At 72.1% G+C, this 22850-nt stretch carries 23 protein-coding genes and 1 riboswitch; of the genes, 14 read left to right on the top strand and 9 right to left on the bottom strand.

All coding sequences use genetic code 11. From position 1 onward, the window contains the following. Nucleotides 1-13 precede the first annotated feature (13 nt). Nucleotides 14-1048 carry a DUF2690 domain-containing protein gene (locus AB0G17_RS21155; protein ID WP_361384756.1) on the top strand — a complete coding sequence of 345 codons (1035 nt, stop codon included), beginning with the start codon at nt 14-16 and terminating at the stop codon, nt 1046-1048. Between the two features lie 216 nt (nt 1049-1264). Next, on the top strand, nt 1265-2254 hold the full coding sequence (locus AB0G17_RS21160) for a malate dehydrogenase (RefSeq protein WP_361384759.1): 990 nt from the start codon (nt 1265-1267) through the stop codon (nt 2252-2254). 161 nt (nt 2255-2415) lie between these two features. Here AB0G17_RS21160 and AB0G17_RS21165 read toward each other — a convergent pair whose 3' ends face one another. The 3 genes from AB0G17_RS21165 to AB0G17_RS21175 are packed head-to-tail and all read right to left on the bottom strand — an operon-like array spanning nt 2416 to nt 4105. Beyond that, complete coding sequence (locus AB0G17_RS21165; RefSeq protein ID WP_361385129.1) at nt 2416-3135, bottom strand: isocitrate lyase/phosphoenolpyruvate mutase family protein; 720 nt, start codon at nt 3133-3135, stop codon at nt 2416-2418. Next, entirely contained in the window at nt 3132-3581 is a 450-nt protein-coding gene (locus AB0G17_RS21170) for a carboxymuconolactone decarboxylase family protein (RefSeq protein WP_361384762.1), read from the bottom strand. Before AB0G17_RS21170 ends, AB0G17_RS21165 begins: the two co-directional genes overlap by 4 nt. Next, the gene (locus AB0G17_RS21175; protein WP_361384765.1) at nt 3578-4105 is read right to left on the bottom strand and encodes a carboxymuconolactone decarboxylase family protein; all 528 of its coding nucleotides are present in this window, start codon (nt 4103-4105) and stop codon (nt 3578-3580) included. Before AB0G17_RS21175 ends, AB0G17_RS21170 begins: the two co-directional genes overlap by 4 nt. A 47-nt stretch (nt 4106-4152) precedes the next feature. Between AB0G17_RS21175 and AB0G17_RS21180 the strand changes: the two genes are divergently transcribed. Further along, nucleotides 4153-5574, top strand: a complete 1422-nt coding sequence (locus tag AB0G17_RS21180) for a PLP-dependent aminotransferase family protein (RefSeq protein ID WP_361384768.1) — start codon at nt 4153-4155, stop codon at nt 5572-5574. A 405-nt stretch (nt 5575-5979) separates the two neighbouring features. Here AB0G17_RS21180 and AB0G17_RS21185 read toward each other — a convergent pair whose 3' ends face one another. Continuing rightward, a complete protein-coding gene (locus tag AB0G17_RS21185) occupies nt 5980-6807 on the bottom strand; it encodes a hypothetical protein (RefSeq protein ID WP_361384771.1) in 828 nt (275 codons plus the stop codon). Nucleotides 6808-6960: 153 nt separating this feature from the next. Between AB0G17_RS21185 and AB0G17_RS21190 the strand changes: the two genes are divergently transcribed. Together AB0G17_RS21190 and AB0G17_RS21195 are read left to right on the top strand one after the other, a co-directional pair. Next, complete coding sequence (locus AB0G17_RS21190) at nt 6961-7293, top strand: hypothetical protein (RefSeq protein ID WP_361384774.1); 333 nt, start codon at nt 6961-6963, stop codon at nt 7291-7293. Between the two features lie 3 nt (nt 7294-7296). Beyond that, on the top strand, nt 7297-8478 hold the full coding sequence (locus tag AB0G17_RS21195; RefSeq protein ID WP_361384777.1) for a glutathionylspermidine synthase family protein: 1182 nt from the start codon (nt 7297-7299) through the stop codon (nt 8476-8478). 151 nt (nt 8479-8629) lie between these two features. Here the strand turns inward: AB0G17_RS21195 and rocD are convergent, their stop codons facing one another. After that, a complete protein-coding gene (gene rocD, locus AB0G17_RS21200; protein ID WP_361384780.1) occupies nt 8630-9838 on the bottom strand; it encodes an ornithine--oxo-acid transaminase in 1209 nt (402 codons plus the stop codon). Nucleotides 9839-9947: 109 nt separating this feature from the next. After that, nucleotides 9948-10037: riboswitch (ZMP/ZTP riboswitch) on the top strand. 26 nt (nt 10038-10063) lie between these two features. Here rocD and glyA point away from each other — a divergent pair. The 3 genes from glyA (at nt 10064) to AB0G17_RS21215 (ending at nt 13353) form a co-directional block, all read left to right on the top strand. Beyond that, complete coding sequence (glyA, locus tag AB0G17_RS21205; RefSeq protein WP_361384783.1) at nt 10064-11335, top strand: serine hydroxymethyltransferase; 1272 nt, start codon at nt 10064-10066, stop codon at nt 11333-11335. Nucleotides 11336-11586: 251 nt separating this feature from the next. Continuing rightward, nucleotides 11587-12597: a tryptophan--tRNA ligase gene (trpS, locus tag AB0G17_RS21210; RefSeq protein ID WP_361385132.1), complete on the top strand. Its 1011-nt coding sequence runs from the start codon at nt 11587-11589 to the stop codon at nt 12595-12597. 180 nt (nt 12598-12777) lie between these two features. Then, nucleotides 12778-13353, top strand: coding sequence for a 2'-5' RNA ligase family protein (locus tag AB0G17_RS21215; protein ID WP_361384786.1), 576 nt, complete (start codon nt 12778-12780; stop codon nt 13351-13353). Between the two features lie 111 nt (nt 13354-13464). On the opposite strand, the gene AB0G17_RS21220 is transcribed toward AB0G17_RS21215, so the two are convergent. After that, entirely contained in the window at nt 13465-14220 is a 756-nt protein-coding gene (locus AB0G17_RS21220; protein WP_361384789.1) for a decaprenylphospho-beta-D-erythro-pentofuranosid-2-ulose 2-reductase, read from the bottom strand. Nucleotides 14221-14247: 27 nt separating this feature from the next. Next, nucleotides 14248-15537, bottom strand: coding sequence for an FAD-binding oxidoreductase (locus AB0G17_RS21225; RefSeq protein WP_361385135.1), 1290 nt, complete (start codon nt 15535-15537; stop codon nt 14248-14250). 298 nt (nt 15538-15835) lie between these two features. Between AB0G17_RS21225 and AB0G17_RS21230 the strand changes: the two genes are divergently transcribed. From AB0G17_RS21230 to AB0G17_RS21245, 4 genes are read left to right on the top strand one after another with little or no spacing between them, the layout of a single operon-like run. Then, nucleotides 15836-16426, top strand: a complete 591-nt coding sequence (locus tag AB0G17_RS21230) for a phosphatase PAP2 family protein (RefSeq protein ID WP_361384792.1) — start codon at nt 15836-15838, stop codon at nt 16424-16426. Then, a complete protein-coding gene (locus AB0G17_RS21235) occupies nt 16423-17370 on the top strand; it encodes a decaprenyl-phosphate phosphoribosyltransferase (RefSeq protein WP_361384795.1) in 948 nt (315 codons plus the stop codon). Before AB0G17_RS21230 ends, AB0G17_RS21235 begins: the two co-directional genes overlap by 4 nt. 47 nt (nt 17371-17417) lie before the next feature. Next, nucleotides 17418-17837: a GtrA family protein gene (locus tag AB0G17_RS21240; protein ID WP_361384798.1), complete on the top strand. Its 420-nt coding sequence runs from the start codon at nt 17418-17420 to the stop codon at nt 17835-17837. Further along, nucleotides 17825-18736 (top strand): YihY/virulence factor BrkB family protein, encoded by a 912-nt coding sequence (locus AB0G17_RS21245; RefSeq protein WP_361384801.1) that lies wholly within the window; start codon nt 17825-17827, stop codon nt 18734-18736. Before AB0G17_RS21240 ends, AB0G17_RS21245 begins: the two co-directional genes overlap by 13 nt. Here AB0G17_RS21245 and AB0G17_RS21250 read toward each other — a convergent pair. Then, nucleotides 18690-19994, bottom strand: a complete 1305-nt coding sequence (locus tag AB0G17_RS21250) for a D-alanyl-D-alanine carboxypeptidase (protein ID WP_361384804.1) — start codon at nt 19992-19994, stop codon at nt 18690-18692. The two genes, AB0G17_RS21245 and AB0G17_RS21250, sit on opposite strands and share 47 nt — an antisense overlap. A gap of 109 nt (nt 19995-20103) precedes the next feature. On the opposite strand from AB0G17_RS21250, the gene AB0G17_RS21255 reads away from it, so the two are divergent. After that, the gene (locus AB0G17_RS21255; protein ID WP_361384807.1) at nt 20104-20379 is read left to right on the top strand and encodes a hypothetical protein; all 276 of its coding nucleotides are present in this window, start codon (nt 20104-20106) and stop codon (nt 20377-20379) included. Nucleotides 20380-20537: 158 nt separating this feature from the next. Beyond that, a complete protein-coding gene (locus AB0G17_RS21260; RefSeq protein ID WP_361384810.1) occupies nt 20538-22094 on the top strand; it encodes an ABC transporter substrate-binding protein in 1557 nt (518 codons plus the stop codon). 1 nt (nt 22095) lies between these two features. Here the strand turns inward: AB0G17_RS21260 and AB0G17_RS21265 are convergent, their stop codons facing one another. Continuing rightward, entirely contained in the window at nt 22096-22824 is a 729-nt protein-coding gene (locus AB0G17_RS21265) for a TetR family transcriptional regulator (RefSeq protein ID WP_361384813.1), read from the bottom strand. Nucleotides 22825-22850 lie beyond the last annotated feature (26 nt).

The raw sequence follows: 22850 nt of genomic DNA on the forward strand, positions 1-22850 counted from the left end.
AAGGGGGAAGCACATGGCTCGCTGGAAGGCGCTGCCGGAGGAACTCGACCCGCAGGTGAGGGAGTTCGCGAGCCAGCTGCGCAGGCTGGTCGACCGCAGTGGACTGAGCCTGGCGGCGGTCGCCGACCGCACCGGCTACAGCAAGACCTCGTGGGAGCGCTATCTGGGTGGACGGCTGCTCGCGCCCAAGGGCGCGATCGTCGCGCTCGCCGAGGTCACCGGCACCAATCCCATCCATCTGACCACCATGTGGGAGCTGGCGGAGCGCGCCTGGAGCCGCGCCGAGATGCGCCACGACCTGACGATGGAGCAGATCCGGATATCCCAGGCACGGGCGGCGCTCGGCGAGTTCGGCCCGCCTCCCGGGGGCGGCGGCCCGCAGAGCCCTCCCCAGCGCACCGCCGAGCCGCTGCCGACCGCACCGCGTCCGCCCGGGATGGGCGTCCCCGTGGCCGAGCCGGGCGCGGGCCGGGGCGTACCGCCGCAGGGCCCGGACCGGGGCGTACCGCCGCAGGGCCCGGACCGGGGCCAGGGAGGCGGCCCCGGGACCGGCGGGCGGCGCGGGCTGATGATGGTGGTGGCGGGTGTCGTGGGCGTCCTGCTCGTCATCGCCGCGGTCGTGCTGCTCACGGATCTCGGTGGCGGCGGCGACGGCAAGGCGGTTGCGCAGCCCACGCCGACCCCCAGCACCTCGGCGCCCTCGCTGCCCGCGGGAGTGAAGTGCGCCCGCGACAGCTGCACCGGACAGGACCCGGAAGTGATGGGGTGCGGCGGCGCGTTCGCCAAGACGGTGTCGTCCGCGAAGGTCGGCACCACGCTGGTCCAGGTCCGCTACAGCCAGACCTGCCAGGCCGCCTGGGCCCGCATCCAGCAGGCCGCGCCCGGCGACCAGGTGCGGATCAGCGCGGGCACCACGGCGGGCGGGAGTGGGACGGTGGACGCGGACAAGGACGCGTACACCAAGATGCTCGCGGTCGAGGGACCGGCGTCGGCGAAGGCGTGCGCCACCCTCGTCTCGGGCAAGAAGGGCTGCACGGTGCCGCAGTGAGCCGCCCGGAGGACGGGGTGAGGCGTCCCACAGGGGGGTGGGGGTTCGAGGTGGCCGGGTTCGGATAGCCTGACCGCTGGATATCTCTTCACGTCAAGATTCAGTTCGGGATCGCCCCGGCGGGTCCGGGCGCGCACCGAGCGGGACCTTGACGTGAAGAGATAGCCGGAACTAGGGGCAACCCCCCATCACCTGCTGTTCTAAACGGAGATCGCCATGACCCGCACTCCCGTGAATGTCACCGTCACCGGCGCGGCCGGACAGATCGGCTACGCGCTGCTCTTCCGTATCGCCTCCGGTCACCTGCTCGGCGCGGATGTGCCGGTCAACCTCCGTCTCCTGGAGATCCCGCAGGGCCTGAAGGCCGCCGAGGGCACCGCCATGGAGCTCGACGACTGCGCCTTCCCGCTGCTGCGCGGCATCGAGATCACCGACGACCCGAACGTCGCGTTCGACGGCGCCAACGTGGCGCTGCTCGTCGGCGCCCGTCCGCGGACCAAGGGCATGGAGCGCGGCGACCTGCTCTCCGCCAACGGCGGCATCTTCAAGCCGCAGGGCAAGGCCATCAACGACAACGCGGCGGACGACATCAAGGTCCTCGTCGTCGGCAACCCGGCCAACACCAACGCCCTCATCGCGCAGGCGGCGGCCCCGGACGTACCGGCCGAGCGCTTCACCGCGATGACCCGTCTGGACCACAACCGGGCGATCTCGCAGCTCGCGAAGAAGACCGGCGCGGCCGTCTCGGACATCAAGCGCCTGACCATCTGGGGCAACCACTCGGCCACCCAGTACCCGGACGTCTTCCACGCCGAGGTCGCCGGCAAGAACGCCGCCGAGCTCGTCAACGACGAGGCGTGGCTGGCCGACACCTTCATCCCGACCGTCGCCAAGCGCGGCGCCGCGATCATCGAGGCCCGTGGCGCGTCCTCGGCCGCCTCGGCCGCCAACGCCGCCATCGACCACGTGTACACGTGGGTCAACGGCACGGCCGAGGGCGACTGGACCTCCATGGGCATCCCGTCGGACGGCTCCTACGGCGTCCCCGAGGGCCTCATCTCGTCCTTCCCGGTCACCGTCAAGGACGGCAAGTACGAGATCGTCCAGGGCCTGGAGATCAACGACTTCTCGCGCGCCCGCATCGACGCGTCGGTGCAGGAGCTCAAGGAAGAGCGGGACGCGGTGCGCGAGCTCGGCCTGATCTGAGTCTCGGCCTGTCTGAGTCTCGGCCTGTCTGAGCTCGGCCTGATCTGAGTTCGGCCTGATCCGGGCTTCGGTCCGGACGCAGCCGCAACGCCGAAAAGACCACCCCCGGCAGCCCCACCAGGCCGCCGGGGGTGGTCTTTTGGCGTAGCTGACGTATCTCCTCAGCCCGTGCGCAGCTGCTCCGCGACCTCCCGTACGGCCTTCATCGCGCGGCGCTGGAGGCCCGGGCCGAACGTGACGCGGGCGGCGCCCAGTTCGCCCAGGCGGCGCGGGGTCGGGCCGTCCGCGAGCCCGACCTGGTTGACCGGGGCCGGCACGGCGGCGGCGATCTTCGGCAGGTGGTCGGCGGGGGCCCCGTACGGGTAGACGCAGTCGGCGCCCGCCGCCACGTACGCGCGCGCCCGCGTGATCGTCGCGTCCAGGTCGGTGACGCCCTCGATGTACGTGTCCACGCGCGCGTTGATGAAGAGCCGGTCCCCGGCCTCCGCGCGCACCTCCGCCAGCCAGTCGGCGTGGCGCGCCGGTTCCTTGAGGACGCCGTCGGCCGAGTCCTCCAGGTTGCAGCCGACCGCGCCGGTGTCGAGCAGCCGGGCCACCAGCTCCTTGGGGGCGAGGCCGTAGCCGCCCTCGACGTCCGCCGAGACGGGTACGGAGACGGCCCGGACGATCCGGGCGACGGCCGCGAACATCTCGTCCCCGGGCGTCTCGCCGTCCGCGTAGCCGAGCGACGCGGCGACCCCCGCGCTCGGCGTGGCGAGCGCCGGGAAGCCCGCCTCCTCGAAGACGCGGGCGCTGGCCGCGTCCCACGGGCCGGGCAGGATCAGGGGGTCGCCAAGGGCGCGCCCGTGGTGCAGGGCGCGGAAGGTGGCGACGGGGGTCAGCTGTGCCATTCGGTCTCTCCGGGTGCGGTGCGGCGGGCCACCATCAGCCGGTTCCAGCTGTTGATGGCGGTGATCGTGGCGATGAGGTGGGCCAGTTCGGTCTCGTCGAAGTGCTTGGCCGTCAGTTCGTACAGCTCGTCGGGAACGAATCCGTCGGTCAGAACCGTTATGCCCTCGGTGAGGGCGAGGGCCGCACGCTCGCGCTCGCTGAAGCGGTCGCCCGCTTCCCGCCAGGCCGCGACGAGATCGAGCCGTCCCTCGGTCTCGCCGTGCTCGCGCGCGAGGTCGAGATGCATGTCGAGGCAGAACGCGCAGTGGTTGAGCTGCGAGGCACGGACCATGACCAGCTCCGTCAGGGTCGGGTCGAGGGTCTTCTTGGCGGCCGCGCTCACGCCCGCCAGGGCCCGGTAGACCTCTTGCGGAACCTGCCAGGAGCGCGCGGTCACTTGTACATCCCCGGCGTGTAGTGGCCGGGGACCATGCGGGTGGTGACGCCGAAGCGGTTCCAGGCGTTGATCACCGTGATGGCGGCGATCAGATGGCCGAGCTCGGTCGCGTCGAACTGCCGGGCCGCCTTCGCGTACACCTCGTCCGGCACGAAGCCGTCGGTGAGGACCGTGATCGCCTCGGTCAGCTCGATCGCCGCCAGCTCCCTCTCGGTGTAGAAGTGCTGGGACTCCTCCCAGGCGCTGAGCTGCACGATCCGCTCGACCGACTCGCCCGCCGCCAGCGCGTCCTTGGTGTGCATGTCCAGGCAGAACGCGCAGTGGTTGAGCTGCGAGGCGCGTATCTTGACCAGCTCGTGGATCACCGGGTCCACCCCGTGGCCGGCCGCCGCGTCCAGCTTGACCATGGCCTTGTAGACCTCGGGGGCGGCCTTGGCCCAGTGGAGGCGGGGGGCCTGCTCGGCCGCGTAGGGGGCGTCCTTGCTCTCGTCGCCCTCGCTCACCGTGTTTCCGTTCGTCGACATGAAAGTGACCGTACGCGGCACATGTCACACGGGTATGGTCCATTTTCATGGTGGAATCCTGGGCCACTTCCTCCGGAACCCTGGCCGAAGTCTTCGGTGTCGACCTGCATGTGGAGGTGGGCGCGGGCGGGCTGCGCGCCGGCCTCATGGACGCGCTGCGCGAGGCCGTGCGCGGCGGCAGGCTCGCCCCCGGCGCCCGGCTTCCCTCGTCGCGCACGCTCGCCGCGGACCTGGGCGTCGCGCGCAACACGGTGGCCGACGCGTACGCCGAACTCGTCGCCGAGGGCTGGCTCACCGCGCGACAGGGCTCCGGGACCCGGGTCGCCCAGCGGGCCGCGCCGCGCCGCCCCCAGCCGGCCGGGCCCCGCGGTTCGGCGCGCCGCAAGCCCGCGTACAGCCTGATCGCGGGCAGCCCCGATCTGGCGTCCTTTCCGCGCGCCGAGTGGCTGAAGGCGTCCCGGCGGGCACTGACGGCCGCGCCCCACGAGGCCTTCGGCTACGGCGACCCGCGCGGCCGCATCGAGCTGCGCACGGTCCTGGCCGACTATCTGGCGCGGGCGCGCGGGGTCTACGCGGAGCCCGAACGGATCGTCGTCTGCGCGGGTTTCGTGCACGGGCTGACGCTGCTGGGGCGGGTGCTGCGGGCGCGCCGGGTGAAGGCGGTGGGCGTCGAGGCGTACGGCCTCGACGTGCACTGGAACATGCTGGTACGGGAGGGTCTGCGCACTCCACCCCTGCCCTTCGACGAACACGGCACGCTGACGGGCGAGTTGGGGTCGGTGAAGGGTCTGGGGGCGGTGCTGCTGACGCCCGCGCACCAGTTCCCGGTCGGGGTCGCCCTGCCGCCGGAGCGGCGCGCCGCGGTCGTCGACTGGGCGCGGGCCACGGACGGGCTGATCCTGGAGGACGACTACGACGGCGAGTTCCGCTACGACCGCCAGCCGGTCGGCGCGCTGCAGGGCCTCGACCCCGAGCGCGTCGTCTACCTTGGCACGGCCAGCAAGTCGCTCGCGCCCGGGTTGCGGCTGGCCTGGATGGTGCTGCCCGAGCGGCTGGCGGGGGAGGTGGCGGAGGCGAAGGGGGACATGGACTGGTCGTGCGGCGCGCTGGACCAGCTGACGCTGGCGGAGTTCATCGCGTCCGGGGCGTACGACCGGCATGTGCGGGGGATGCGGCTGCGGTACCGGCGGCGCCGCGACCAGCTGGTGGCGGCGCTGGCCGAGCGCGCGCCGGAGGTCCGCGTCTCCGGCATCGCGGCGGGCCTGCACGCGGTCCTGGAGCTGCCTTTGGGCACCGAGCGCGCGGTCATCCAGGCCGCGGCCTGGCAGGGCCTGGCCCTCCAGGGCCTCTCCGCCTTCCGCCACCCCACGACGGGGGTGTCCCGGGACGCGCTGGTGGTGGGGTACGCGGAGCCGACGGACAGTGGGTGGGCGGGGGCGCTGGACGCGCTGTGCCGGGTGCTGCCGTAGCCCCACCCCGCCCGTTCCCTTAACCCTCCGGGGGTGGGTGGGGGTGAAGGCGGCTTCCCGGGAGCCTGCGCCCCCAGACCCCTGTGGGGCTTCGCCCCCAGCCCCTGTTTGTCTGCGGGTCGCATGTGGCTGGTGGCGCAGTTCCTCGCGCCCCTTCGGTGCCGCTGCGCGGCATCCCTGGGCCTCGCTGTTTGTCTGCGGGTCGCATGTGGCTGGTGGCGCAGTTCCTCGCGCCCCTTCGGTGCCGCTGCGCGGCATCCCCGGGCCCGCTGTTTGTCTGCGGGTCGCATGTGGCTGGTCGCGCAGTTCCTCGCGCCCCTTCGGTGCCGCTGCGCGGCATCCCTGGGCTTCCAACCCCCGGAGGCCACGAGGCAGAGACGCGCATGTCACAGCGGGGAGGGGCCACTACGCCGCGTCCACCCCCGTCGGCGCCTCCCCGAACCGTGTCAGCGTCAGCGCTCCCGCCACCGCCACCGCGAACCCTCCCACCGCCAGCCACCCCAGCCCCGCCCGTGTGTGGTCGCCCAGCCACACCACCCCCACCAGCGCGGGCCCGATGGTCTCGCCGAGCACCATCCCGGCCGTGGCCGTCGTCACCGATCCCCGCTGGAGCGCCGACGTCAGCAGCAGAAACGCCGCGCCCCCGCCGAGCAGCAACGCGTACAACGCCGGGTTGGCGAAGTCGATGGAGTCGATGAGCCGCACCGCGACCTCCACCACCCCGAACCCGCACCCCGCCCCGAGCCCGAGCACCAGCGCCCGCGCCCGTCCGGGCAGCCGCCCGGCCACGGCCCCGGCCAGCAGGATCGCCGCCGCGACCCCGAGCAGCGCCCAGGGCAGCGCGGCGGGCCCGTCCTCGTGCCCCTCCTCGCCGGAGGCGAGGCCGAGCATCGCCAGCCCGGCGCAGACGACCCCGACGGCCGCCCACTCCGCCCCGGACAGCCGCACCGCCAGCACCCGCGCCGCGACCACGGCCGTCACCGCGAGCGACGCGGCGAGCGCCGCCCCGACCGCGTAGATCGGGACCGCCCGCAGCGCCACGATCTGGAGGACGAATCCGAGCCCGTCGAGCCCGAGCCCGGCCATGTACCGCCACTGCCGCACGGCCCGCAGCAGCAGCGCCGGATCGACCCCGGCATCGGACCCCGCCTCGGCCGGGACCGCCCGGGCCGCCACCGCCTGCAGAACGGTCGCGGTGCCGTAGCAGACCGCCGACCCCAGCGCACAGATCATCCCAAAGAGCACAGACGGACTGTAATGGAAGGGAGTTCGGGCGGCGGGGGAGAGCGGATTCCCGGTCCCGTATGGCCGGGAACTAGGGTGTGGCCGGTTCACGTCCCAGACAGATGTACGAGATCACGAGGATCACGAGGGGGAGGCCCGCACATGCGTAGATTCCGGTCCACAACGGTCGTGCTCGGCGGCATGGGCGTGCTCGCCGCCACGCTGGCGGCGTGCTCCCACGAGCCGGACCGCCGCTGCGTCGACCCCGTCTCGCACAAGGAACTTCCCAAGTACGAGTGCAAGAGCGGCGGCCACGGCTCGTACTACTACGGCGGCTACACCCGCAACGGCGCCGTCTACGGCGGCTCCTTCAGCCGGTCCGGATCCGGCTCCTCCACCTCCTCCGGCACCTCGGGTTCCTCCACCTCCTCCGGCTCCTCCGGCGGCGTGGACCGGGGCGGCTTCGGCGGCCACTCCGGCTCGGGCGGCGGCTGACCGATGCAGCGGCACCGCATCGACCCGCGCCCCGGCTGGCAGCAGACCGTCGAGGCCCAGGGCCTGATCTACCCCCTGACCCGCTACCCGGACGGCTCGCTGCGCCCGTACTGGGACGAGAGCGCGTACTACTCCTTCACCCTCCCCGAGGTCGAAGCCCTGGAGGAGGTCGTCGAGGAGCTGCACGGGATGTGCCTCGCGGCGGCCGCGCACATCGTCGAGCGGAACCGTTTCGCCGACCTCGGGATCACCGACCCGGCGCTCGCCGCCCGGGTCGCCGAATCCTGGCACCGCCGCTCCGAACTCCCGTCCGTCTACGGGCGTTTCGACCTCCGGTACGACGGTACGGGCCCGGCCAAGATGCTGGAGTACAACGCCGACACCCCCACCTCGCTGGTCGAGGCGGCGAGCCCGCAGTGGTTCTGGATGGAGGAGCGCTTCCCCGGCGCCGACCAGTGGAACTCGCTCCACGAACGCCTGATCGCCGCCTGGCGGCGGCAGGCCCCGCTGCTCCCGCCCGGCCCGCTCCACTTCGCCCACTCGGACGACGACGAGCTCGGCGAGGACCTGATGACCGTCGCGTATCTGCGCGAGACGGCGGAGCAGGCGGGCATCGAGACGCAGGCGCTCTCCGTCGAGCGGATCGGCTGGGACAGCCTGACCGGCCGCTTCGTCGACGACCGCCTCCGGTTCATCCGCAGCTGCTTCAAGCTCTACCCGTGGGAGTGGCTGACCACGGACCGGTTCGCGCCGCACGTCCTGGAGACGCTGGACAACGGCGGCGGCACCGGCAGCACCTGCTGGATCGAACCCGCCTGGAAGATGCTGCTCTCCAACAAGGCGCTGCTCGCGATCCTCTGGGAGCTGTACCCCGGCCATCCGAACCTGCTCCCGGCGTACCTGGACGGCCCGCGCGAGCTGGCCGGCACCGCCGGATACGTCTCCAAGCCGCTGCTCGGCCGGGAGGGCGCCGGGGTCGAGATCCACGCCCCGGGCACGCCGCCCGTCCTGCGCGACGAACCCGCCTGCTACCAGGCCCTCTCCCCGCTCCCCGACTTCGACGGGAACCGGGTCGTCCTCGGCGCCTGGGTCGTCGAGGACGAGGCGGCGGGGCTCGGCATCCGCGAGTCCTCGGGCCTGGTCACGGACGAGTACGCGCGCTTCATCCCGCACGTGATCCGCTAGCCGGGGCCGGGGCCGATGCCGGGGTCTGGACCGGGGCGGGGCTCGGCACCGAGCCGTGCTCAACGGCCCTGCTGCGCAAGCCGGTTGTGCCGGCCGAGCCCCGCCTCGGCGCCCGGCCGGGGCTAGGCCCAGCCGGGCGCCCGGACAGGCCTTAGTCCTGGGCCAGCACCGACCGCAGCTGGTCGAGCCCCCAGTCCAGGTCCTCCTTGCTGATCACCAGCGGCGGGGCGATCCGGATCGTCGAGCCATGGGTGTCCTTGACCAGGACGCCCCGGTCCATCAGCCGCTCGGAGATCTGCCGCCCCGTCCCGAACGCCGGGTTGATGTCGACGCCCGCCCACAGGCCGCGCCCGCGCACCGCCTCCACCGCGCCGGTCCCGGCCAGCAGGCCCAGCTCGTGGTGGAGGTGCTCGCCGAGCTCGGTCGCCCGCTGCTGGTACTCACCGGTACGCAGCATCGCGATCACCTCAAGCCCGACCGCGCACGCCAGCGGGTTGCCGCCGAAGGTCGACCCGTGCTCGCCGGGCCGGAACACCCCGAGCACCTCCGCCGAGCCCACCACCGCCGAGACCGGCACGACCCCGCCGCCGAGCGCCTTGCCCAGCACATACAGATCGGGCACCACGTCCTCGTGCTCGCACGCGAACGTCTTCCCCGTCCGGCCGAGACCCGACTGGATCTCGTCCGCGATGAACAGCACGTTCCGCTCGCGCGTCAACTCCCGTACGCCCGGCAGATATCCGGCCGGCGGCACCAGCACCCCGGCCTCGCCCTGGATCGGCTCAAGCAGCACCGCCACGGTGTTCTCCGTGACGGCCGCCGAGAGCGCGGTCAGGTCCCCGTACGGCACGATCTCGAACCCCGGCGTGTACGGCCCGTAGTCCGCGCGCGCCTCCGGGTCCGTGGAGAAGCTGACGATCGTGGTCGTACGGCCGTGGAAGTTGTTGGCCGCGACCACGATCTTCGCCCTTTCGGCCGGCACGCCCTTGACCTTGTACCCCCACTTCCGGGCGGTCTTCACGGCCGTCTCGACCGCCTCCGCCCCGGTGTTCATGGGCAGCACCATCTCCTTGCCGCACAACTGCGCGAGCTGCCCGCAGAAGTCGGCGAACCGGTCGTGGTGGAACGCCCTCGACGTGAGCGTCACTCTCTCCAGCTGCGCCTTGGCCGCGTCGATCAGCCTGCGGTTGCCGTGCCCGAAGTTCAGGGCCGAGTACCCGGCGAGCATGTCGAGGAAGCGGCGCCCCTCGACATCGGTCATCCACGCGCCCTCGGCCGAGGCGACGACGACGGGCAGCGGATGGTAGTTGTGCGCGCTGTGAGCCTCGGCAGAGCGGATGGCGTCCGATGTAGTCGACACGGGGTCTCCGTTTCATCGTGCGGCGTGGGACGGGGCAGGGCCCAGTTTCTCTCGTCACTCGGATGCTGGACGGGGAAACCTTGATTCCCGGTGTGCCGGTTAGGGTGGTTGTACGTACGGCGACTGGCGCACGGGGAAGCGACCTCGGGGAAGCCGTGCGTGCCACGCGCACGAGGTGCCGCCCGCCTGGGCACCCCGGGACCACGACGGACCCCGGAGGACGCCATGAGCCTGCCCCTTTCCCACCCGGCCCTTTCCGCCACCGACCCCGAACTCGCCGCGCTCGTCGCCGCCGAGGAACGGCTGCAGTCGGACACCCTGCGGCTGATCCCCAGCGAGAACTACGTCTCGCAGGCCGTCCTCGAAGCCTCCGGCACGGTGCTGCAGAACAAGTACAGCGAGGGCTACTCGGGCCGCCGGTACTACGAGGGCCAGCAGAACATCGACCAGGTCGAGACGCTCGCCGTGGAGCGGGCCAAGACGCTCTTCGGCGTCGAGCACGCCAACGTCCAGCCCTACTCCGGCTCGCCGGCCAACCTCGCCGTCTACCTCGCCTTCGCCGAGCCCGGCGACACCGTGATGGGCATGGCTCTGCCGATGGGCGGCCACCTCACCCACGGCTGGGGCGTCTCCGCGACCGGCAAGTGGTTCCGCGGCGTCCAGTACGGCGTACGCCACGACACCGGCCTGATCGACTTCGACGAGGTCCGCGAGCTCGCCCTCAAGGAACGACCGAAGATCATTTTCTGTGGCGGCACCGCCCTCCCCCGCACCATCGACTTCGCGGCCTTCGCGGAGATCGCCCGGGAGGCGGGCTCCGTCCTGGTCGCCGACGTCGCGCACATCGCGGGCCTGATCGCCGGTGGTGCCCACCCGTCCCCGGTCCCGCACGCGGACGTGATCTCCACGACCACCCACAAGACCCTGCGCGGCCCGCGCGGCGCGATGCTCATGTCCCGCGAGCAGTACGCCAAGGCCATCGACAAGGCCGTCTTCCCCGGTCTCCAGGGCGGCCCGCACAACCAGACCACCGCCGCGATCGCCGTCGCCCTCCGCGAAGCGGCCCAGCCCTCCTTCCGTGACTACGCCCAGGCCGTCGTCGCCAACGCCCGGGTCCTCGCCGAGCAGCTCCTCGCGCGCGGCTTCGACCTGGTCTCCGGCGGCACCGACAACCATCTGATCCTGATGGACCTCACCCCCAAGGACGTCCCGGGCAAGGTCGCCGCGAAGGCCCTCGACCGGGCCGGGATCGTCGTCAACTACAACACCGTTCCGTACGACCCGAGGAAGCCGTTCGATCCCTCGGGCATCCGGATCGGCACCCCGTCCCTCACCTCCCGTGGTCTCGGTACGGAGCACATGGCCGCCGTGGCCGACTGGATCGACCGGGGCGTCGGCGCGGCCCGCGCCGGCGACGAGGACGCGCTCTCGGTCATCCGCGCGGAGGTGGCCGAACTGATGGCCGCGTTCCCCGCGCCGGGGCTGCCGACGGACTAGGGTCTGCCCCTCCCGGCCGGTGGCGGCGCGGTGGCGGGCCGAGGGTCGCGCTGTGTTCCTCGTCTCATTCACCATGATCCGTACCGGCCGGGATTCCGGGGTTCCGGGTTGGTGGCTTCGTCCGGGGAGCCGGGCGCCGGTTCGTATCCACAACGGTTTCCGAGGTGTCGGCGGCACCTGAGAGAATGATGAGCATGGCCTCTGATCGCGCGCCCGTCGCCCACCACCACCCTCAGGGGAATGGCTTCGCCATGCAGCATCGCCCGCGAGTGCTCTCCGGAATCCAGCCCACGGCAGGCTCGTTCCACCTCGGCAACTACCTCGGTGCCGTCCGCCAGTGGGTGGCGCTGCAGGAGTCCCACGACGCGTTCTACATGGTTGTGGACCTGCACGCGATCACCGTTCCGCAGGACCCGAAGGAGCTGCGCGCCAACACGCGGCTCGCCGCCGCGCAGCTGCTGGCCGCCGGGCTCGACCCGGAGCGCTGCACGCTCTTCGTGCAGAGCCACGTGCCGGAGCACGCCCAGCTCGCCTGGGTCATGAACTGTCTGGCGGGCTTCGGCGAGGCGTCCCGCATGACGCAGTTCAAGGACAAGTCGGCGAAGCAGGGAGCCGACCGCGCCACGGTCGGCCTCTTCACGTACCCGATCCTCCAGGTCGCGGACATCCTGCTCTACCAGGCCAACGAGGTCCCGGTCGGCGAGGACCAGCGCCAGCACGTCGAGCTCACCCGTGACCTGGCCGAGCGCTTCAACGGCCGGTTCGGGGAGACGTTCAGGATCCCGGCGCCGTACATCCTCAAGGAGACGGCGAAGATCTACGACCTGCAGGAACCGTCGATCAAGATGAGCAAGTCGGCGTCCACGCCGAAGGGCCTGGTCAACCTGCTCGACGAGCCGAAGACCACGGCCAAGAAGGTCAAGAGCGCGGTCACCGACACGGAGACGGTGATCAAGTACGACGCCGTGAACAAGCCGGGCGTCTCCAACCTGCTGACCATCTACTCCACCCTCACCGGCAAGACGATCGCCGAGCTGGAGACGGAGTACGAGGGCAAGATGTACGGGGCGCTGAAGACGGACCTCGCCGAGGTGATGGTGGAGTTCGTCACGCCGTTCCGGGACCGGACCCAGGAATATCTGGACGACCCCGAGACGCTGGACTCTGTCCTGGCCAAGGGTGCGGAGAAGGCGCGGGCGGTCGCGGCCGAGACGCTGGCCACGGCTTATGAGCGGGTGGGCTTCCTGCCCGCCAAGCACTGAGCCGCGCCGGCGCGGCCGGGGCGCGGGGCGCGCGCCGGGGCCGTGACGGGTGGCCCGGGCCGGGCGACCCCCGGCCCGACCTGGGGTCCCGCCCAGGGCTCTGGTCAGAACGGCGGCGCGCCCGCCACACTGCACACTGACGGACACAGACGTACCCGGACAACGACGGAGGAGAACGACGTGGGGACCGTAACGCTCGGCGTTTCGATCGCGGTCCCGGAGCCGTACGGCAGCCTGCTCCAGGAGCGGCGCGCGGGCTTCGGGGATCCCGCCGCGTACGGGATTCCCACGCATGTCACCCTCCTTCCGCCGACCGAGGTCGACGCGTCCCGCCTGCCCGCGATCCGGACACATCTGGCCGAGGTCGCGGCGGCGGGGCGGGCGTTTCCGATGCGGCTGTCGGGGACCGGGACGTTCCGGCCGCTGTCACCGGTGGTGTTCGTGCAGGTCGTCGACGGTGGGGCGGACTGTGCGTGGCTGCAGCAGCGGGTGCGGGACGAGGCCGGGCCGCTCGTGCGCGAGCTGCACTTTCCGTACCACCCGCATGTGACGGTGGCGCACGGCATCTCCGAGGAGGGGATGGACCGGGCGTTCGCCGAGCTGGCGGGGTTCGAGGCGGAGTGGACGTGCGGGGGGTTCGCTCTGTACGAGCAGGGCGGGGACGGGGTGTGGCGGAAGCTGCACGAGTACGGGTTCGGGTTGAGCGGGGTGCCGGCGCAGGGCGGAACGCGGGACGAGCCGTCCGTTCGGGCGTGAGGTTTCGCCCCTCCCCGGGCCTTCCGGGGAAGGGGGCAGGGCGAGGCGCTCTGCCGGGGGCTCCCCCCACGCCCGCCCCCCGAATTCACACCGGCAGCCTCCTGACCGAATTCACACCGGCAGTCTCCTGAAAATCGGGCGTGGCACGTGCCGCAAGGCCGACATGACCACCCTCAGGGTTCCGGGGACCCACACCACCTCCGCGCGGCGCCTCAGGCCCGTCTCGATGGACTCCGCCACCGCCTCCGGGGTCGTGGCCAGGGGGGCCTCCCGGAGGCCCGTGGTCATCTTGGTGCGGACGAAGCCGGGGCGGACCACCATGACGTGGACGCCCGAGCCGTGGAGGGCGTCGCCCAGGCCCTGGGCGAAGGCGTCCAGGCCCGCCTTGCTGGAGCCGTAGATGAAGTTGGCGCGGCGGGCGCGTTCGCCCGCCACCGAGGAGAGGATCACCAGGGAGCCGTGGCCCTGGGTCTGGAGGGCCTTCGCGCAGACCAGGGAGGCCGAGACCGCGCCCGTGTAGTTGGTCTGCGCGACCCGCACCGCCGCCAGGGGCGCGCCCTCGTCCCGTACCTGGTCGCCCAGGATCCCGAACGCCAGCAGGACCATGTCGATGTCGCCCTGGGTGAAGACCTTGCCCAGGGCCGCCTCGTGCGACTCCGCGTCCAGCGCGTCGAAGGCGAGGGTGTGCACGTCCGCGCCCAGCTCGCGCAGCTCCCTCGCGGCCGCGTCCAGCGACGGCGAGGGCCGGCCGGCCAGCCAGACCGTACGGGTGCGGCGGGCCACCAGGCGGCGCGCCGTGGCCAGGCCGATCTCGGACGTACCGCCCAGGACCAGCAGGGACTGGGGGGCGCCGAACGCGTCCTTCATCTTGTAGCTCCTCGCGAGTGGGGTCCGTCAGAGGTTCAGGCGGCGGGAGAGGTCGGAGACGAAGACCCCCTCCGGGTCCAACTTCCGGCGCAGGGCACGGAATTCGGGCAGGCGGGGGTACATCCCCTCCAGCACCTCCGGCCGCACCCTGGCGTCCTTCGCCAGGTACACGCGCCCGCCCGCGCCCGCCACCTCCTCGTCGAGCTCGTCCAGGAAGCCGCCCAGGCCCGGCAGGCGCGCCGGGATGTCCAGGGCCAGGGTCCAGCCGGGGAGCGGGAAGGAGAGCCAGCCGGGGTCGGCCTCGCCGAAGCGCTTGAGGACCGCCAGGAAGGACGGGCAGCCCCGGTGGGCGATCCGGCGCACCACGCGGCGCAGGGCCTCCTCCCGGCCGTGGCCGACCACGAACTGGTACTGGACGAAGCCGCCCCTGCCGTAGATCCGGTTCCAGTGCGGGACGCCGTCCAGGGGGTGGAAGAACGTCGAGAGGGGCTGGAGCTCGCCCGTGCGGTGCTTCGGTGCCTTGCGGTACCAGAGTTCGTTGAACGCCGACACCGAGGGCCGGGTCAGGAGGCCTTCCGGGAAGTACGTCGGGGCTGAGGGCAGTTGGGGCGCCTTGAAGCGCAGGGGCGTGCGGCGGGCGCGCCCCCGCAGTGCGTCCAGTGGTGCGTGGTCGCCCCTCGTCAGGACCGCCCGGCCCGTCCTCACGCCCCGCGCCAGCAGGTCGATCCACGCCACCGAGTAGCGGTAGCGGTGGTCCGTCGCCGACAGCCGCGCCATCAGGTCGTCCAGGTCCCTCGCCCGTTCCGTGTCCACCGTCATCCACGACGTCTGTACGGGGTGGAACTGGAGCTCGGCGGCGAGGATCACTCCCGTCAGGCCCATTCCGCCCGCCGTCGCCTCGAACAGCTCGTCGGTGGGCTTCAGTGTGCGGACCGTTCCGTCCGCCGTCAGCAGGTCCAGCGCGCGCACATGGCGCGAGAACGCGCCCGAGCCGTGGTGGTTCTTGCCGTGGATGTCCGCACCGATCGCGCCGCCGACCGTGACGTACCGCGTCCCGGGCGTCACCGGCACGAACCAGCCCAGCGGCAGCAGGACCTCCATCAGGCGGTGCAGGCTCACGCCCGCCTCGCACACCACCACGCCCGCCTCGGCGTCGATCGTGCGGATGCGGTCGAGGCCGGTCATGTCCAGGACGGCGCCGCCCGCGTTCTGCGCGGCGTCGCCGTACGCCCGGCCCAGGCCCCGGGCGATGGACCCGCGCGCCCCGCCCGCGAGGACGGCGGCCGCCGCCTCCTCGTACGTACGCGGGCGCAGCATCCGGGCGGCGGCCGTCGGGGCGGTGCGGCCCCAGCCGGTCACGGGAGCCGGGGTGGGTGCCGGGGCCGGGGCCGGGGGCGGGGTCGAGGCCGGGGGAGTGGCGGCAGACATGGGAGCGACCGTAGCGAGGGTTTTATCCCTTGTGGCGCGTTATGCACTATTCGTTGTGATACTCACCGAAATGGGTGATTGCGTGAGTGTCAAGCGGCATTGACGCGCATCTGGCGTCCGCTCCGGGGAGAGTCGCGTACGGCTGACGGCCGATCGGCGGGGCCGTCTCACGGAATTGGGGTGGCAGATGCGGTACTCCGACGCGGACCACCGGCTGCTCTGCGCGCTGCGCGACTGCGGGGCGGAGCCACGGGTGGCCGCCGTCGCCCGCGCGTTCTCGCTCGCCGGGGAGCACGGGGCGGTGTGGCTGGCGGCCGGGGCGCTCGCCGCCGCCGTCGACCGGGAGCGGCGCGGCGGATGGCTGCGCGGGGCCGCCCTGGTGGGGGCCGCGCACCTGGCCAGCATGGGCGTGAAGCGGGTGGTGCGGCGGCCCCGGCCGCGACTGGCCGCCCGGGAGCCGCTGGCGCGTACCGCCGGGCGGCACTCGTTCCCCAGCTCGCACGCCACCTCGGCGGCCGCGGCGGTCGTGGCGTACGGCGCGCTGCGGCCCGCCGGGGCGCGCCTCGTACCGCCGCTCGCCGCCGTGATGTGCGTGTCCCGGCTGGTCGTGGGCGTCCACTACCCCTCGGACGTGCTGGTCGGCGCCCTCCTCGGCGCGGCCACGGCCCGGCTGGGGGCGGGCTGGGTGGACCGAGCCGGGCCGGGCGTGGGGTGGCCGGACCGTCCGGCGGGCTCGACGTCCCGCCCGGCCCCCGCCGCCCCCGGAGCCCCCTCATGACCCGGCCCGGGGCGCTCGTCGTGCTGGAGGAGCAGGCGGCCCGGCGCCCGGGGCGGCGCGCGCTCGGCGTGCCAGGGGGCGTGCTCAGGACCGCGCGCCCCCGACAGTGGATCAAGAACGTGCTCGTGGCCGCCGCGCCCGCCGCGGCCGGGCAGCTGGACTCGCCGCACACCCTGCGCCAACTCGCCCTCGTCTTCGCGCTGTTCACGGCCGCCGCCTCCGCCGTGTACCTGGTCAACGACGCGCGCGACGCCGTCGCCGACCGCGCGCATCCGCAGAAGTGCCACCGGCCGGTCGCCACCGGGCAGGTGCCGGTGCCGGTCGCGTACGCCGTCGGGGGGCTGCTCGCGCTGCTCGCCCCGCTCGGCGCGGCCCTCACCTGCAACGCCATGACGGCGACCCTGCTCACCGGGTACGTGGCGATGCAGCTCGCCTACTGCGTCAAGCTCAAGCACGTCCTCGTCGTCGACCTGGTCGTGGTCACCGCCGGGTTCCTGATGCGGGCCATGATCGGCGGGGTCGCGCTCGCCATCCCGCTCTCGCGCTGGTTCCTGATCACCGCCGGGTTCGGCGCGCTGTTCATGGTCGCGGCCAAGCGGTACTCCGAAGCCGTCCAGATGGAGGGGCGCGGCGGCGCGACCCGCGCGCTCCTGGACGCGTACACCACCGGCTATCTGCGGTTCGTCTGGCAGCTCGCGGCCGGCGTCGCGGTCCTCGCGTACTGCATGTGGGCGCTGGAGAGCGGCGGCATGGCGGGCGGCTCGCTGCTGCCGTGGCGGCAGCTGTCGATGGTCCCGTTCATCGGCGGGATCCTGCGGTACGCCGTGTTCGCCGACCGGGGAAGCGCGGGCGCCCCCGAGGACGTCGTCCTGCACGACCGGGCGCTGGTGGTCATCGGTCTGGTGTGGATCGCGCTGTACGGGCTGGCGGTGGCCGACCTGTGAGGCGTGCGGCGGGGGAGCGAACGCGGGCGCGCGGGGCGTGGGGAGGCGTGCGCCGAGCCGAGCTCGTCGGCTTCGCGCTGGCCGGGATCTGCGCGTACGCCGTCGACCTCGGCCTCTTCGTCTGGCTGCGCTCGGGGCTCGGGTGGGACCCGGTCACCGCCAAGTGCCTCTCGTTCGTGGCGGGGTGCACGGTCGCATACGCCGGCAACGCCTTCGGTACGTACCGGGGCAGCCGGGCCGGGCGGCGCGAGTACGCCGTCTTCTTTGCCGTGAACATCGCGGGAGCGCTCGTGCAGCTGCTCTGTCTCGCCGTCACGCACTACGGCCTCGGCCTCACCTCGCCGCGCGCCGACACGCTCTCGGGCGCGGTCTTCGGCATGGCGCTCGCCACCTGCCTGCGCTTTTGGGGGACACGCACGCTTGTCTTCGGGGCGAGGAAGGGTACTCGGACGTCATGGACTGGCTGACAAAACTTCCCGTCGTCGGGCCCTGGGTGGTCCGGCTGATGCGGACGCACGCGTGGCGTTCGTACGAGAGACTCGACCGGGTGCGCTGGTCCCGGCTCGCCGCCGCGATCACCTTCATCAGCTTCCTCGCGCTCTTCCCGCTGCTCACGGTGGGCGCGGCGATCGCCGCCGCCGTGCTGACCCCGGGCCGCGTCGAGAAGCTCCAGAAGAACCTCGCCGAGCAGGTCCCGGGCATCTCCGACCAGCTCGACCTGCAGGATCTGACCCGCAACGCGGGCACGATCGGCGTCGTGGCCGGGGCGCTGCTGCTGTTCACCGGCATCGGCTGGATCGGCCAGATGCGCGGCTGTCTGCGGGTGGTGTGGGACCGCGACGACGACGAGGGCGAGAACCCGTTCCTGGGCAAGCTCAAGGACGGCGGGGTGCTGGTCGGCCTCGGCGGGGCGGGGCTCGCCTCGTTCGCCGCGTCCTCGATCGGCTCGACGGCCGTCGGCTGGACCGCCGACCAGCTGGGCATCGACCAGAACGGCGTCGGCCGGGTCTTGCTGCGGATCGTGGCGATCGCGGTGGCGGCCGCCGCCGACTTCCTGGTCCTGATGTACGTACTGACCCTGCTGCCCGGGGTCTCCCCGCCGCGCCGCCATCTGGTGACCGCCGGGATCATCGGCGCGGTGGGGTTCGAGCTGCTGAAGGTGCTGCTCGGCGGCTATATGCAGGGGGTCGCCACCAAGAGCATGTACGGGGCGTTCGGGGTGCCCATCGCGCTGCTGCTGTGGATCAACTTCACCGCGAAGCTGCTGCTGTTCTGCGCGGCCTGGACGGCCACCCCGGCCAAGGAGGACGACCCCGGGCTCACCGCTTCCGGCGAACCAGCTCCGGCAGCGGCCAACGGCGATTGACCAGGAACACCCCGGCGGCGACGACCGCCAGCACGCCGCCCGCGATGGCGAGCGCGGTGCCGATGCCGCCGGAGCCGGGCCCCTGGCGGGCGGTGACGGCCGCCTTGGCGGGGTCGGCGGCGGTGCCCGCCGAGGGCGTCGAGCCCCGCGGTGTGCCGGTCGGGGCCGCCGACCTGGGCGGGACCAGCTCGCCCACCGGGGTGACCTTGCCGGCCGCCGCGAAGCCCCAGTCCAGCAGGCGGGCGGCCTCCTTGTAGACGGCCTGGCCCTCGGAGGAGTCCGGGTTCATCACGGTGACGAGCAGCACCCGGCCGTCGCGCTCGGCGACACCGGTGAAGGTCGCGCCCGCGTTGCTGGTGTTGCCGTTCTTGACGCCCGCGATGCCCTTGTACGGGCTGAGGCCGTTCTCGCCGGTGAGCAGCCGGTTGGTGTTCTGGATCTCGAAGTAGTCCCGCTCGTTGTTCTTGCCCTCGACGCCGGGGAACTTGGCGGAGGCGGTGGAGCAGTACTCGCGGAAGTCCTTCTTCTGCAGGCCCGAGCGGGCGAACAGGGTGAGGTCGTACGCGCTGGAGACCTGGCCCGGTGCGTCGTAGCCGTCCGGCGAGACCACATGGGTGTCGAGCGCCTGAAGGTCGTCGGCGTGCGCCTGCATGTCCTGGACGGTCTTGGGCACGCCGCCGTTCATCGACGACAGGACGTGCACGGCGTCGTTGCCGGAGCGCAGGAAGACGCCGAGCCACAGGTCGTGCACGGTGTACGGCAGGTTCTCGTGGACGGGGACGATGCTGCTGCCCTCGCCGACGCCGTCGAGGTCGGCCGGGCTGACCGTGTGCACGTCGGTCTTGGGGAACTTCGGCAGCACGGTGTCCGCGAAGAGCATCTTCAGGGTGGAGGCGGGGGGCAGCCGCCAGTGCGCGTTGTGCGAGGCGAGCACCTGGCCGTTCTCCGCGTCCGCGACGATCCAGGAACGCCCGGTCAGCTCCATCGGCAGCACCGGCGCCCCCGCGCCGAGCTTCACCTGGGTGCCGGGCTTCCCGAGCAGCGCGCCGCCGACCGTCGACATCGCGGCGGGCGGCGGGTCGGGGTCCTTACGGGCCTTGCCCGCCTTGCCTGGATCGGACGGCTTGCCCGGTTGGCCCTGGGTGCCCGGTTTTTCATCATTCGGCAGCGCCGACGCGGGCGCGGCGGTGAGCGCGGGCAGCAGCGCGGCGACGGCGACCGCCAGTGCGATTCTCGCGGGCTTCTTCACAGCAGACACGGACGAGAACGTACAGGTCCGCGCCGTCGTTCCGAACACCGGAGGGATGACCCGCCGGGAGCCGCCACCCGCCCGGCTGCGCCCGCTTCGCCCCGGTGATACTGATTCCATGAAGCTCAGCAGCCGCGTCTCCTGGTTCCTGCTCGTGTTCGGAGTGTGGAGCTGGATCATCTGGATCACTTTCGTCAAGAACCTGTGGAAGGACGGCAGCGGGCTGGCCTTCGACGGCGCGGGCGACCCGACGGCGTACTTCTGGGTGCACCTCACCCTCGCCGTCGTGTCCTTTCTCCTGGGGACGGGCGTCGGCCTCACCGGGTTCCGTTCCGTACGCCAACTGCGCGGGGAGACCGCCGGTGCCGCCGGATCACGGACCGCTAACGAGTAGGTGCGACCCCCTTGTCACGCGCGGCTAACGAGTAGCTGTGTAGTGAAGATTTTCTCTTCCGAATGTGAAACCCGTGTGATTGGGTGATCGCCATCACAGGGGTGCCCGGGGGGTCGGGCGCGCCTGAAGGGGTGGGGCGTTCCGAGGAGAGCACGACGATGCGGTCGATCCGTATGCGGGTTCTGGCGACATGTGCGGTAGTGGTGGTCGCCGGTGTGGGGGGATGGCAGCTGCTGCCGTCCGACGGAGAGAAGAAGGACCCGATCGCGGTCGGGACGACGGACGCGATCACGTCCCTGGACCCGGCCGGCGCCTATGACGCCGGATCCTGGGCGCTCTACAGCAACGTCTACCAGACGCTGCTCACCTTCAAGCCCGGCTCGGCGGTGCCCGTGCCGGACGCGGCCAGCGGCTGCAAGTTCATCGGGCTGAAGCTGATGACGTATCAGTGCGAGCTGCGCGACGGGCTGACCTTCTCGTCCGGGCGCAAGATCACCGCGGCCGACGTCAAGTTCTCGTTCGACCGGGTGCTGAAGATCAACAGCGATGTGGGCCCGGCTTCGCTGCTCTCCTCCCTCGGCTCGGTCCAGGCCGACGGCGACACGGTCACCTTCAACCTGAAGACGAAGGATGCGACCTTCCCGTCCAAGCTCGCGACCGGCGCCGGGTCGATCGTGGACAGCGGCGCGTACCCGGAGAAGTCGCTGCGCAAGGGCAACGGCGTGGTCGGCTCCGGCCCGTACCTGCTCAAGTCGTACAAGCAGGGCCAGAGCGCGGTCCTGGAGCCGAACCCCGACTACCGGGGCGCGGTCAGCAAGAAGGGCCTGCCCATCGCGGTCCACTACTACGCCGAGTCCGACCAGCTCAACCAGGCGTGGACGGACAAGCAGGTCGAGGTGGCGCACCGCCAGATGCCGCCCAAGGTGCTCGCCAAGCTGTCGCCCGGCGACCCGGCCATCCGCATCAGCGAGACGCCCGGCGCCGAGACCCGCAACCTGAACATCAACGTCCGCCCCGGCCACCCGCTGGCCAAGACCAAGGTGCGCCAGGCGCTGGCCGCGCTGATCGACCGGCCCGCGCTGGCCGCCGGGGTCTACGACGGCACGGTCGAGCCGCTGTTCTCGCTCATCCCGCAGGGCTTCACCGGCCACAGCACGGCCTTCTTCGACGCGTACCCCAAGGTGGACGTGGCGAAGGCGAAGGGACTCCTGAAGTCGGCGGACGTCCACATCCCGGTGAAGTTCACCCTCGCCTACCGCAAGCTCGGGGCCAACGGCGCTGAGGCGGAGCTGCTGAAGGCGCAGCTGGAGAAGGGCGGCCTGTTCGACGTCGACCTGCTCTCGGAGGCCGACTGGCCCAAGATGCAGAAGAACTACGCGGCCGGTGTCTACGACGCGTACACCGCGGGCTGGGTCGCGGACTTCCCGGACCCGGACAACTTCAGCCAGCCGCTCGTCGGCACCGGCAACAGCCTGCACACCGGCTACTCGGACAAGGCCGTCGACGCCATCATCCAGCGGACCCAGCAGTACAGCGACCGGGGCCGCACCGCCGACGACTTCAAGGCGCTCCAGGACAAGGTCGCCGAGGACGTGCCGCTGGTCCCGCTGTGGCAGGGCAAGGACTACGTGGTGAGCAGCCGCAGCGTCGGCGGCCTCCAGTACCTCTCGGACGGCACGGGCGTGTGGCGGCTGTGGGAGCTGGGCTGGATCTGAGTCACGGCTTCTTGCGGGCGGTCGCCGCCTGGGCCATGCCCGGCAGGAAGTCCGTGAACAGCTCGTGGACCTCGTGGACCAGCGGGCGCAGCACCCGGAAGCGGGCGAGCGCCACGCCGCGCGTGGTGAGCTTGGCGCCGCGCGCGGCCAGCCGGTAGCTGCGCTCACGGCCCTCGGACCGGTCGAACACCCAGTACAGCACCAGGCCCATCTGGGAGAGCCACATCAACTCGGGCAGGACGTCCACGAGTTCGGCCGGGACCTTGGTCTTCGTGCCCGCCAGCACCTCGCGGTGCACGTCGATGGCCGCCTCGCGGGCGTGCTCGGACTCCGGCGAGAAGGGGCTGAGCGGGCTGTCCGGGTCGGCCGCGTTCTTGAAGAACTGCGCCGCGAACTCGTGGTACGGCGCCGCGATGTCGAGCCAGGCGCTCAGCACCCCGGCGAGGCGCGCCTCCAGATCGGTCTCGCGGTCGAGCACGTCCCGGACGGCGGCCTGGTGCTCGGCGGCGATCCGGTCGTAGAACCCCTGGATCAGGTGCTCTTTGCCGGCGAAGTAGTAGTACGCGTTGCCGACCGAGACCCCGGCCTCCTTGGCGATGGCCCGCATGGTCGTCTTGTCGTAACCGAGCTCCTGAAACAGCCGCATGGCGGTCTCCAGGATCAGGGTGCGGGTCTGCTCACCCTTGGCGGGACTCTGCTCGCTCCGGGGGACCTGGTTCTCTGCTGGCACGGCATGAGCCTAAACGGCCACGGAAC

Origin of the sequence: Streptomyces sp. NPDC023838, assembly GCF_040639555.1 — a bacterium.
Taxonomy (GTDB): Bacteria; Actinomycetota; Actinomycetes; order Streptomycetales; family Streptomycetaceae; genus Streptomyces.

Bases quoted from the DNA above. Each gene is read 5' to 3' on its own strand.
- glyA (WP_361384783.1), top strand. From the start codon at position 10,064: ATGAGCCTGCCCCTTTCCCACCCGGCCCTTTCCGCCACCGACCCCGAA.
- AB0G17_RS21230 (WP_361384792.1), top strand. From the start codon at position 15,836: ATGCGGTACTCCGACGCGGACCACCGGCTGCTCTGCGCGCTGCGCGAC.
- AB0G17_RS21235 (WP_361384795.1), top strand. From the start codon at position 16,423: ATGACCCGGCCCGGGGCGCTCGTCGTGCTGGAGGAGCAGGCGGCCCGG.
- AB0G17_RS21245 (WP_361384801.1), top strand. From the start codon at position 17,825: ATGGACTGGCTGACAAAACTTCCCGTCGTCGGGCCCTGGGTGGTCCGG.
- AB0G17_RS21185 (WP_361384771.1), bottom strand. From the start codon at position 6,807: ATGATCTGTGCGCTGGGGTCGGCGGTCTGCTACGGCACCGCGACCGTT.
- AB0G17_RS21255 (WP_361384807.1), top strand. From the start codon at position 20,104: ATGAAGCTCAGCAGCCGCGTCTCCTGGTTCCTGCTCGTGTTCGGAGTG.
- AB0G17_RS21180 (WP_361384768.1), top strand. From the start codon at position 4,153: ATGGTGGAATCCTGGGCCACTTCCTCCGGAACCCTGGCCGAAGTCTTC.
- AB0G17_RS21195 (WP_361384777.1), top strand. From the start codon at position 7,297: ATGCAGCGGCACCGCATCGACCCGCGCCCCGGCTGGCAGCAGACCGTC.
- AB0G17_RS21225 (WP_361385135.1), bottom strand. From the start codon at position 15,537: ATGCTGCGCCCGCGTACGTACGAGGAGGCGGCGGCCGCCGTCCTCGCG.
- AB0G17_RS21260 (WP_361384810.1), top strand. From the start codon at position 20,538: ATGCGGTCGATCCGTATGCGGGTTCTGGCGACATGTGCGGTAGTGGTG.
- trpS (WP_361385132.1), top strand. From the start codon at position 11,587: ATGCAGCATCGCCCGCGAGTGCTCTCCGGAATCCAGCCCACGGCAGGC.
- AB0G17_RS21160 (WP_361384759.1), top strand. From the start codon at position 1,265: ATGACCCGCACTCCCGTGAATGTCACCGTCACCGGCGCGGCCGGACAG.
- AB0G17_RS21190 (WP_361384774.1), top strand. From the start codon at position 6,961: ATGCGTAGATTCCGGTCCACAACGGTCGTGCTCGGCGGCATGGGCGTG.
- AB0G17_RS21220 (WP_361384789.1), bottom strand. From the start codon at position 14,220: ATGAAGGACGCGTTCGGCGCCCCCCAGTCCCTGCTGGTCCTGGGCGGT.
- AB0G17_RS21175 (WP_361384765.1), bottom strand. From the start codon at position 4,105: ATGTCGACGAACGGAAACACGGTGAGCGAGGGCGACGAGAGCAAGGAC.
- AB0G17_RS21155 (WP_361384756.1), top strand. From the start codon at position 14: ATGGCTCGCTGGAAGGCGCTGCCGGAGGAACTCGACCCGCAGGTGAGG.